At 75.6% G+C, this 11,964-nt stretch carries 1 protein-coding gene; it reads left to right on the plus strand.

Annotated elements, in window-relative coordinates:
- The first annotated feature begins 14 nt into the window (after positions 1 to 14).
- Positions 15 to 11,867: a type I polyketide synthase gene (locus ACFVHB_RS35130; RefSeq protein ID WP_380330405.1), complete on the plus strand. Its 11,853-nt coding sequence runs from the start codon at positions 15 to 17 to the stop codon at positions 11,865 to 11,867.
- Positions 11,868 to 11,964: the final 97 nt, after the last annotated feature.

Genomic DNA, 11,964 nt, shown 5'->3' on the forward strand with positions numbered 1-11,964 from the left:
CGATGGTCTCGGCGATGACGGGCGAGACCCTGACCGGCGAGGAGCTGGACGCCGCCTACTGGTACGCCAGCCTGCGGGCCACCGTGCACTACGACGGGGCGGTCCGGACCCTGGCGAGCCAGAACTACCAGGTGTTCGTGGAGGTCACCCCGCACCCGGTGCTGCTGGGCGCGATGAACGACACCCTCGAAGAGGTGGCCCAGGAGGCCGGCCCGGGCGCGGTGCCCGCCGCCGTCTGCGGCACCCTGCGGCGTGACGACGGTGGTGCGCAGCGCCTGGTCACCTCGCTCGCCGAAGCCTTCGTCCAGGGCGCCACCGTGGACTGGCGCGTGGTGCTGCCCGCCGGTGAGCGGGTGGGCCTGCCCACCTACGCCTTCCGGCACCAGCGGTACTGGCCGCAGGGCGTGTTGGCGCTGCCGACCTCGGCGGGGTCGGCCGTCGGTGGGGACGGTGCGAGCACCGAGGCGGAGGCCCGGTTCTGGGCGGCCGTCGAGGGCGGGGACCTGACCCAGCTGGCCGACACGCTGGCCGTGGACGGCGGTCGTCCGTTCAACGAGGTGCTGCCGGCGCTGGCGTCCTGGCGGCGCCGGGAGCTGGACCGCTCGGTTGCCGCCGGCTGGCGCTACCGGGTGAACTGGGCGGCGATCGCCGAGCCCGACGCGCGTGTCCTCTCGGGCACGTGGGTGACGGTCGTGCCGGCCGGAACGGACGGGCGGCCGTACGTCTCCGCGCTGGCCGGTCGTGGTGCCGAGGTGGTCGTGGTCGAGGTCCCGTCCGGGGTCGTGGACCGGGCCGAGGTGGCCGCGCTGCTGGGTGCGGCGGTGGAGCCGGCCGGCGTCGCCGGTGTGCTGTCGCTGCTGGCGCTGGACGAGACGCCGCTGCCGGAGCACCCGGTGGTGGCCGCGGGCCTGGCGTCGACGCTGGGCCTGGTCCAGGCGCTGGGTGACGCCGGGATCGCCGCCCCGCTCTGGCTGGCCACCCGCGGCGCGGTGGCGGCCGGTTCGGGTGAGGCGCTGGCCAACCCGGTGCAGGCGCAGGTCTGGGGTCTGGGCCGGGTCGTCGGCCTGGAGCACCCGGAGCGCTGGGGCGGTCTGATCGACCTTCCCGAGACGCTCGACGAGCGCGCCGGTGCGCGCCTGGTGGCGGTGCTGGCCGGCTGCGGTGAGGACCAGGTCGCGATCCGGACGGCCGGGATCCTCGGCCGCCGGCTCTCGCGGGTGCCGCAGCGCGGCGCCGAGGAGAGCTGGTCGCCGCGCGGCAGCGTGCTGATCACGGGCGGCACCGGCGCCATCGCCGGGCACGTCTCGCGCTGGCTGGCCGGGCGTGGTGCGGAGCGGCTGGTCCTGACCGGTCGTTCCGGTCCGGCGGCGGCGGGAGTCGCGGCGACGGTCGCGGAGCTGGCCGCGCGGGGCACCCGGGTGGACGTCGTGTCGTGTGACGTGACGGACCGGGCGGCGCTGGCCGGGCTGGTGGCCTGGATCGGCGAGAGCGGTCCGGCGCTGTCCTCGGTGCTGCACACCGCCGCCGTCCTGGACGACGGTGTCGTGGACCGGCTGTCGGTGTCCCGTCTGGCGACGGTGCTGGCCGCGAAGGCGGCGAGCGCGGTCCACCTGGACGAGCTCACCGCCGGCCTGGACCTGGACGCGTTCGTCCTCTTCTCGTCGGCAGCCTCCACGCTGGGCGGCCCGGGCCAGGGCAACTACGCCGCCGCCAACGCCTTCCTCGACGCCCTCGCCGAGAACCGGCGCAGCCGCGGCCTGGCCGGTCTGTCGGTGGCCTGGGGCCTGTGGGGCGGCGGCGGTCTGGCGGAGTCCAACGAGGCGATCCGGTCGCGCATGCGCCGGATCCCCATGCCGCCGATGGACCCGCAGCTGGCCGTGCGCGCGCTGGCCGAGTCGCTGGAGGGCCCGGAGCCCGTCGTCACGGTGATGGACGTCGACTGGCGGCAGCTGGGCTCGGCGCCGGGCACGGCGGACGTGCTGGACATGCCGCTGGTGCGCGACATGCCCGAGATCCGCCGGCTGGCCGCCGAACGCGCCGGCGCCGGCGAGACGACGCGCAGCGACGGCGAACTGGCGCGCCGCCTGGCCGGTTTGGGCCGGGCCGAGCAGGACCGGGTGCTCACCGACGTCGTCCGGGCCGAGGCCGCGGCCGTCCTGGGCCACTCCTCGGTGGACATGGTGCAGGCCCGGCAGGCGTTCAAGGACCTGGGCTTCGACTCGCTGACCGCGGTCGAGCTGCGCAACCAGCTGAACGCGGCCACCAGGCTGCGGCTGCCCGCCACGCTGGTGTTCGACTACCCGACCCCGGTGGCCCTCGCCGAGTTCCTGCGCGGCGAACTGGTCGGGGAGCAGCCGGCCGAGGCCGTCGCCCCGGCGGCCGCGGTCGCGGCTCCGGTCGTGGACGAGCCGCTGGCGATCGTCGGCATGGCCTGCCGCTTCCCCGGCGGTGCGGGCACTCCGGAGGAGTTCTGGGAGCTGCTGGCCTCGGGCGGCGACGCGGTGGGCGGGTTCCCGACCGACCGCGGCTGGGACCTGGACGGGTTCTTCGACCCGGACGGGGAGACCTCCGGCACCTCGTCCACCCAGTCGGGCGCCTTCCTGCGCGGCGCGGCGGAGTTCGACGCCGGCTTCTTCGGGATCAGCCCGCGCGAGGCGCTGGCGATGGACCCGCAGCAGCGGCTGATGCTGGAGACCTCGTGGGAGGCGCTGGAGCGGGCCGGCATCGACCCGGCGTCCCTGCGCGGCTCCGCGACCGGCGTGTTCGCCGGCGGCTTCGGCTCGGGCTACGCCATCGGCATGGCGCTGACGGGCCAGGACGGCTCGGGCGTCGAGGGTCACCTGATGACCGGCAACTCGACCAGCGTGCTCTCCGGCCGGGTGTCGTACGTGCTGGGCCTGGAGGGCCCGGCGGTGACGGTGGACACGGCGTGCTCGTCGTCGCTGGTCGCCCTGCACCTGGCCGCCCAGGCCGTGCGCTCGGGCGAGTGCTCGCTCGCGCTGGCCGGCGGTGTCACCGTGATGGCGACGCCGTTCTCCTTCGTCGAGTTCTCGCGCCAGCAGGGCCTGGCGGCCGACGGCCGGTGCCGGGCGTTCTCCGAGGAGGCGAACGGGACCGGCTGGGCCGAGGGCGCGGGGGTGCTCGTGGTCGAGCGGCTGTCCGACGCGCAGCGCAACGGGCACAAGGTGCTCGCGGTGATCCGTGGTTCCGCGATCAACCAGGACGGTGCGTCCAACGGCCTGTCGGCGCCGAACGGGCCGTCGCAGCAGCGGGTGATCCGGGCGGCGCTGGCCAGTGGCCGGCTGACCGCCGCGGACGTGGACGTGGTGGAGGCGCACGGGACGGGGACGACGCTGGGCGACCCGATCGAGGCGCAGGCGCTGCTGGCCACCTACGGCCAGGAGCGCGGCGGCCACGGCCCGCTGTGGCTGGGGTCGGTGAAGTCCAACATCGGGCACACCCAGGCGGCCGCCGGTGTGGCGGGCGTCATCAAGATGGTGCTGGCGCTGCAGAACGAGCGGCTGCCGCGGACCCTGCACGCCGAGGTGCCGTCCTCGCACGTCGACTGGACGGCCGGCGACGTCAAGCTGCTGACCGAGTCCGTGCCGTGGCCCGCCAACGGGCGTCCGCGCCGGGCGGGTGTGTCGGCCTTCGGCATCAGCGGCACCAACGCCCACGTCATCGTGGAGGAGGCCCCGGCCGCCGAGCCCGCCGAGGTGCGCGCCGGGACGCCGGTGGTGTCGGCTGCCGGCGCCTGGGTGGTCTCGGGTCGCTCGGCCGACGGTCTGACGGCTCAGGCGGGCCGGCTGCGCGAGTGGGTCTCGCTGCGGCCGGAGCTGGAGCCGGCGGACGTCGCCTGGTCGCTGGCCGCGACGCGGTCGGCCTTCGAGCACCGGGCGGTCGTGCTCGGTGCCGAGCGCGACGAGCTGATGTCGGGTCTGCAGAGCCTCGCTGCCGGGGTGTCCTCCGGCGCCGTGGTGTCGGGGGTGGCCCGTGCGGATGCCCGGGTGGGTCTGATCTTCGCGGGTCAGGGTTCGCAGTGGACCGGCATGGGCCGGGGGCTGTACGAGGGCAGCCCGGTGTTCGCGGAGACGTTCGACCGGGTGTGCGGGCTGCTGGAGCTGGAGCTCGGGATCTCGGTGCGGGACGTGGTGCTCGGTGCCGAGGGTGTCGACGAGACGCTGGCGGACCAGACGTTGTACGCGCAGGCGGGGTTGTTCGCCTTCGAGGTCGGTGTCGCGGCGGTGTTGCAGGCCGTGGGTGTGACGCCGGACGCGGTGGTGGGTCACTCGGTGGGTGAGGTCGCGGCCGCTTACGTGGCCGGGGTGCTCTCGCTGCCGGACGCCTGCCGTCTGGTGGCGGCGCGGGCGCGGCTGATGCAGGCGCTGCCCAGTGGTGGCGCGATGGCGGCGATCAACGCTCCCGAGGCGGACGTCGTCGCGACCCTGGCCGAGCTGCCGGGGGCGGTGATCGCGGCGGTCAACGGTCCGGAGTCGGTGGTGATCTCGGGTGAGGTCGAGGCCGTCGACGCGGTGGTGGAGCTGTGGCGGGAGCGGGGTCGCCGGGTGCGGCGGCTGCGGGTCTCGCACGCCTTCCACTCGCCGGCGATGGACCCGGTGCTCGACGAACTCGGTTCCGTCGCGGCCGGGTTGGACCACGGGCGTCCGAACATGATGTGGGCGGGTGCGCTCACCGGTGAGCTGGTGACCGAGTGCGAGGCGGGCTACTGGCCGGCGCAGACGCGCAGGGCGGTGCGGTTCGCCGACGCCGTCGCCGCGCTCGCCGAGCAGGGTGTCTCGGTGTTCATCGAGGTCGGCCCCGACGGGTCGCTGTCCTCGCTGGGCCCCGACGCCGTGGCCGGCATCGGGAGCGAGGAGCCCGTCTTCGTCCCGCTCCAGCGGCGCGACGACCAGGGCGTGACCGGCCTGGTCGGCGGGCTCGCCCGGGCCTTCGTCAACGGCGCCGCGGTGGAGTGGAGTTCGGTGCTGCCGACCGGTACGCCGGTCGAGCTGCCCACCTACGCGTTCCGCCACCAGCGGTTCTGGCCGGAGGGCCTGCTGGCGATGCCGGTCGCCGGTGGGGACGGTGCGAGCACCGAGGCGGAGGCCCGGTTCTGGGCGGCCGTCGAGGGCGGGGACCTGACCCAGCTGGCCGACACGCTGGCCGTGGACGGCGGTCGTCCGTTCAACGAGGTGCTGCCGGCGCTGGCGTCGTGGCGGCGCCGGGAGCTGGACCGGTCGCTGACCGCGAACTGGCGCTACCGGACCGCCTGGTCGGCCGTCACCGAGCCCGACGCGCGGGTGCTGTCGGGCACGTGGGTGACGGTCGTGCCGGCCGGAACGGACGGGCGGCCGTACGTCTCCGCGCTGGCCGGTCGTGGTGCCGAGGTGGTCGAGGTGACGGTTCCGGCCGGACCCGTGGACCGGGCCGAGGTGGCCGCGCTGCTGGGTGCGGCGGTGGAGCCTTCCGCCGTCGCCGGTGTGCTGTCGCTGCTGGCGCTGGACGAGACGCCGCTGCCGGAGCACCCGGCGGTGACCGCGGGCATGGCGGCCACCCTGGCGCTCGTCCAGGCGCTGGGTGACGCCGGGATCGCCGCCCCGCTGTGGGCGGCCACCCGCGGCGCGGTGGCGGCCGGCCCTGGCGAGGCCCTGGCCAACCCGGTGCAGGCGCTGGTGTGGGGCCTCGGCCGGGTCGTCGGCCTGGAACACCCCGACCGCTGGGGCGGCCTGATCGACCTTCCCGAGACGCTCGACGAGCGCGCCGGTGCGCGCCTCGTCGCGGTGCTCGCCGGCTGCGGCGAGAACGAGGTCGCGATCCGGTCCGCCGGGATCCTCGGCCGCCGGCTCACGCGGGCCTCGCAGCTCCGCGGCAAGGGTGCGTGGACGCCGCGCGGCAGCGTGCTGATCACCGGTGGCACGGGTGCGATCGCCGGGCACGTGGCCCGGTGGCTGACCGGGCGCGGCGCCGGGCGGCTGGTGCTCACCAGCCGTTCCGGTCCCGCCGCGAAGGGCGCGGCGGCCCTGGCGGCCGAGCTCGCGACGGCCGGCTCCGCGGTCGAGATCGTCGCCTGCGACGTGACCGACCGGGCGGCGCTGGCCGGGCTGGTGGCCTGGATCGGCAAGAGCGGCCCGGCGCTGTCCTCGGTGCTGCACACCGCCGCCGTCCTGGACGACGGCGTGGTCGACCGGCTGTCGGTGTCCCGTCTGGAGACGGTGCTGGCCGCGAAGGCGGCGAGCGCGGTCCACCTGGACGAGCTCACCGCCGGCCTGGACCTGGACGCGTTCGTCCTGTTCTCCTCGATCTCCTCGACGCTGGGAGCCGCCGGCCAGGGCAACTACGCGGCCGCCAACGCCTTCCTCGACGCCCTCGCCGAGAACCGGCGCAGCCGCGGCCTGGCCGCGCTCACCGTGGCGTGGGGCGCGTGGGCCGGCGGTGGCATGGCCGAGTCCAACAGCGTGGTGCAGGCCCGGGTCAAGCGCGGTCCGATGCCGGCGATGGACCCGCAGCTCGCCGCCCGAGCCCTGGGCGAGGCGCTGGAGGGCCCGGACGCCCTCGTCACCGTGATGGACGTGGACTGGGCGCAGCTGGCCTCCGGACCGGGCGCGGCGGACCTGCCGAAGCGGCCGCTGGTCCGCGACCTGCCCGAGATCCGCCAGCTGGCCGCGGCCGGCGAGGCCACGGCCGTGGTCCGCACGGAGGGCGAGCTGGCGCACCGACTGGCCGGGCTGAGCCGGGCCGAGCAGGAGCGGGTGCTCACCGACGTGGTGCGGGCCGAGGTCGCGGTCGTGCTGGGGCACGCCTCCGCCGACGCGGTCGAGGACCGGCGCGCGTTCAAGGACCTCGGCTTCGACTCGCTGACCGCCGTCGAGCTGCGCAACCGGCTGGGCGCCGCCACCGGCATCCGGCTGCCCGCCACGCTGGTGTTCGACTACCCCACCCCGGTGGTCCTCGCCGAGTTCCTGCGCGGCGAACTGACCGGCAAGGTCGCGGACGCCGCACCGGTGGTCGCCGTGGCGGCCGCCGCCACGGCGGACGAGCCGCTGGCGATCGTCGGCATGGCCTGCCGCTTCCCCGGCGGCGCGGGCACTCCGGAGGAGTTCTGGCAGCTGCTGGCCTCGGGCGGTGACGCGGTGGGCGCGTTCCCGACCGACCGCGGCTGGGACCTGGAGGGCTTCTACGACCCGGACCGCGGCAGCGCCGGGACGTCGTACACCCAGTCGGGCGCGTTCCTGCGGAACGCGGCCGAGTTCGACGCGGCGTTCTTCGGGATCAGCCCGCGCGAGGCGCTGGCCATGGACCCGCAGCAGCGCCAGCTGCTGGAGACCTCGTGGGAGGCGCTGGAGCGGGCGGGCATCGACCCCGCTTCCCTGCGCGGCTCCGCGACCGGCGTGTTCGCCGGTGGCTTCGCCTCGGGCTACGGGTTCGGCGTGACGCTGGCCAGCCAGGGTGACTCCGGGTCCGAGGGCCACGTGATGACCGGGAACGCGACGAGCGTGCTCTCCGGCCGGGTGTCGTACGTGCTGGGGCTGGAGGGCCCGGCGGTGACGGTGGACACGGCGTGCTCGTCCTCGCTGGTCGCCCTGCACCTGGCCGCCCAGGCCGTGCGCTCGGGCGAGTGCTCGCTGGCGCTGGCCGGCGGTGTCACCGTGATGGCGACGCCGGGGACGTTCATCGACTTCTCACGGCAGCAGGGCCTGGCGGCCGACGGCCGGTGCCGGGCGTTCTCCGAGGACGCCGACGGGACCGGCTGGGCCGAGGGCGCGGGCATGGTCGTGGTCGAGCGGCTGTCGGACGCGCGGCGCAACGGGCACCCGGTGCTCGCGGTGCTGCGCGGGTCGGCGGTGAACCAGGACGGTGCGTCGAACGGTCTGACGGCGCCGAACGGCCCGTCGCAGCAGCGCGTGATCCGGGCGGCGCTGGCCAACGCGCGGCTCTCGGCCGCCGAGGTCGACGTGGTCGAGGCGCACGGCACGGGCACCACGCTGGGCGACCCCATCGAGGCGCAGGCGCTGCTCGCCACCTACGGCCAGGAGCGGCCGGAGGGCCGGCCGCTGCTGCTCGGCTCGGTGAAGTCCAACATCGGCCACACCCAGGCGGCCGCCGGTGTGGCGGGCGTGATCAAGATGATCCTCGCCCTGCAGCACGAGGAGCTGCCGCCGACCCTGCACGCCGAGGTGCCGTCCTCGCACGTGGACTGGACGGCGGGTGAGGTGCGGCTGCTGACCGAGCAGGTGGCCTGGCCGGCCGACGGCCGGGTGCGGCGTGCGGGCGTGTCGGCGTTCGGCATGAGCGGCACCAACGCGCACGTCATCCTGGAGCAGGCCCCTGCCGCTGAGAGCGTTGAGGCCGTCCAGGAGACCGCGCCGGTGGTGTCGGGTGCCGGAGCCTGGGTGGTCTCGGGTCGCTCGGCGGACGGTCTGACGGCTCAGGCGGGCCGGCTGCGCGAGTGGGTCTCGCTGCGGCCGGAGCTGGAGCCGGCGGACGTCGCCTGGTCGCTCGCGACGACGCGGTCGGCCTTCGAGCACCGGGCGGTCGTGCTCGGTGCCGAGCGCGGCGAGCTGATGTCGGGTCTGCAGAGCCTCGCTGCCGGGGTTTCCTCGGGCTCGGTGGTGTCGGGGGTGGCGCGGGCCGGTGCGCGCGTCGGCCTGATCTTCGCCGGTCAGGGTTCGCAGTGGACCGGGATGGGCCGGGGGCTGTACGAGGGCAGTGCGGTCTTCGCGGAGGCCTTCGACCGGGTGTGCGGGCTGCTGGAGCTGGAGCTCGGGATCTCGGTGCGGGATGTGGTGCTCGGTGCCGAGGGCGTTGACGCGGCGTTGGCGGACCAGACGTTGTACGCGCAGGCGGGGCTGTTCGCCTTCGAGGTCGGTGTCGCGGCGGTGCTTCAGGCCGTGGGTGTGACGCCGGACGCGGTGGTGGGTCACTCGGTGGGTGAGGTCGCGGCCGCTTACGTGGCCGGGGTGCTCTCGCTGGAGGACGCGGCCCGTCTGGTGGCGGCGCGGGCGCGGCTGATGCAGGCGCTGCCGAGCGGCGGTGCGATGGCGGCGATCAACGCGCCGGAGGCGGAGGTGCTGGCCGCTCTGGCGGACGTCGTGGGCGTCTCGGTCGCGGCGGTCAACGGTCCGGAGTCGGTGGTGATCTCGGGTGAGGTCGAGGCCGTGGACGCGGTCGTGGAGCTGTGGCGGGAGCGGGGTCGCCGGGTGCGGCGGCTGCGGGTCTCGCACGCCTTCCACTCGCCGGCGATGGATCCGGTGCTCGACGAACTCTCCGCCGTGGCCGCGGGGTTGGAGTACCGCCGTCCGCAGCTGATGTGGGCGGGTGCGCTCACCGGCGAGCTGGTGAGCGCGTGCGAGGCGGGTTACTGGCCGGCACAGACGCGCGGGGCGGTGCGGTTCGCCGACGCCGTCGCGGCTCTCGCCGAGCAGGGTGTCTCGGTGTTCATCGAGGTCGGCCCGGACGGGTCGCTGTCCTCGCTGGGCCCGGACGCCGTGGCGGGGATCGACGGTGACGAGGCCGTCTTCGTTCCGCTCCAGCGGCGCGACGACCAGGGCGTGACCGGTCTGGTGAGCGGCCTGGCCCGTGCGTACGTCAACGGCGCCGCGGTGGAGTGGAGTTCGGTGCTGCCGACCGGTACGCCGGTCGAGCTGCCCACGTACGCCTTCCGCCACCAGCGGTTCTGGCCGGAGGGCATCCTGACGCTGCCGACGGCGACTCCGGTCGTCGGCGGGGACGGTGCGAGCACCGAGGCGGAGGCCCGGTTCTGGGCGGCCGTCGAGGACGGGGACCTGGCCCGGATCGCCGACACGCTGGCCATCGAGGACCAGCGGCAGCTCGGCGAGGTGCTGCCGGCGCTGGCGTCCTGGCGGCGCCGGGAGCTGGACCGGTCGATGACCGCGAACTGGCGCTACCGGGGCGGCTGGGCGGCCATCGGCGAGCCCGACTCCCGTGTGCTGTCCGGCACTTGGCTGGTCGTCGCTCCGGCCGGCTCGGCCGCCGACCAGGCGGCGCGGCAGTGCGCGGCCGCGCTGGCCGGTCGTGGTGCCGAGGTGGTCGTGGTCGAGGTTCCGGCCGGGGTCGTGGACCGGGCCGAGGTGGCCGCGCTGCTGGGCGCGGCGGTGGAGCCGGCCGGCGTGGCCGGTGTGCTGTCGCTGCTGGCGCTGGACGAGACGCCGCTGCCGGATCAGCCGGTGGTGACCGGCGGCCTGGCGGCCACTCTGGCGCTCATCCAGGCACTGGGTGACGCCGGGATCGCCGCCCCGCTCTGGCTGGCCACGCGTGGTGCTGCGGCGGCCGGTCCGGGTGAGGCGCTGGCCAACCCGGTGCAGGCGCAGGTGTGGGGCCTCGGCCGGGTCGTCGGCCTGGAGCAGCCGGACCGCTGGGGCGGTCTGATCGACCTTCCCGAGACGCTCGACGAGCGCGCCGGTGCGCGCCTGGTGGCCGTGCTGGCCGGCTGCGGCGAGAACGAGGTCGCGATCCGGTCCGCCGGGATCCTCGGCCGCCGGCTCACGCGGGCCTCGCAGCCTCGCGGCAAGAGCGCGTGGACGCCGCGCGGCACTGTGCTGATCACCGGCGGCACCGGCGCCATCGCCGGGCACGTGGCCCGGTGGCTGCCCGGCCGCGGCGCTGAGCGGCTGGTCCTGACCGGTCGTTCCGGCCCGGCGGCCGCCGGTGTCGCGGCGACGGTCGCGGAGCTGGCGGCGCGGGGCACCCGGGTGGACGTCGTGTCGTGTGACGTGACGGACCGGGCGGCGCTGGCCGGGCTGGTGGCCTGGATCGGCGAGAGCGGTCCGGCGCTGTCCTCGGTGCTGCACACGGCCGCCGTCCTGGACGACGGCGTGGTCGACCGGCTGTCGGTGTCCCGTCTGGCGACGGTGCTGGCCGCGAAGGCGGCGAGCGCGGTCCACCTGGACGAGCTCACCGCCGGCCTGGACCTGGACGCGTTCGTCCTGTTCTCGTCGGCCGCGTCGACGCTCGGCGCCGCCGGTCAGGGCAACTACGCGGCGGCCAACGCCTTCCTCGACGCCCTCGCCGAGAACCGGCGCAGCCGCGGCCTGGCCGCGCTCACCGTCGCCTGGGGTGCCTGGGCCGGCGGTGGCATGGCCGAGTCCAGCAAGGTGGTCCGGGCCCGGGTCAAGCGGGCCCCGATGCCGGCGATGGACCCGCAGCTCGCGGTGCGGGCGCTGGGCGAGTCGCTGGACGGACCGGACGCCGTCGTCACGGTGATGGACGTCAACTGGGCCGAGCTGGTCGCTTCGCCCGGCCCGGTGGATCCGCGGGAGATGCCGCTGGTGCGGGACCTGCCCGAGATCCGTCAGCTGGCCGCGGCGAGCGCCAACGGAGGCGGCGCGGTGCGCGAGGAGGGCGGGCTGGCACGGCGGTTGGCCGGGCTGAGCCGGGCCGAGCAGGAGCGGGTGCTCACCGACGTGGTGCGGAACGAGGTCGCCCTCGTGCTGGGGCACGCCTCCGCCGACGCGGTCGAGGACCGGCGCGCGTTCAAGGACCTCGGCTTCGACTCGCTGACCTCGGTCGAACTGCGCAACCGCCTCAACGGTGTGACGGGGCTGCGGCTTCCCGCCACGCTGGTGTTCGACTACCCCACCCCGAACGCCCTTGCCACCTGGCTGCGAACCGAGATTGTCTCGGAGGAAGCGGTGTCGGTGCCGGTCCTCGCCGAGCTCGACCGGCTCGAGGCCGCTCTCCGTACCGGGGCGATGGACGACCCGGTGCGGGAAGAGGCCACCGACCGGCTGCGCCGGCTGCTGGACGCCATCGGCGACCAGGCCGCCGACAAGAGCAAGAAGCGGCGCGAGGAGGAGCTCGAAGGCGCGACCGACGACGAGCTGTTCGCTCTCGTCGACGAGCTCGAGTAGCGCCTGTCCGGCCCTGAGGGGCTCCGCTCGAACCGGGCTGTCCCGCACGTTCCCGTGCGGGACAGCCCGCCCCTGACTCTGCCCGAAACACCATCGC

This window comes from Kitasatospora sp. NPDC127111 (genome assembly GCF_042677465.1).
Taxonomy (GTDB): domain Bacteria; phylum Actinomycetota; class Actinomycetes; order Streptomycetales; family Streptomycetaceae; genus Kitasatospora.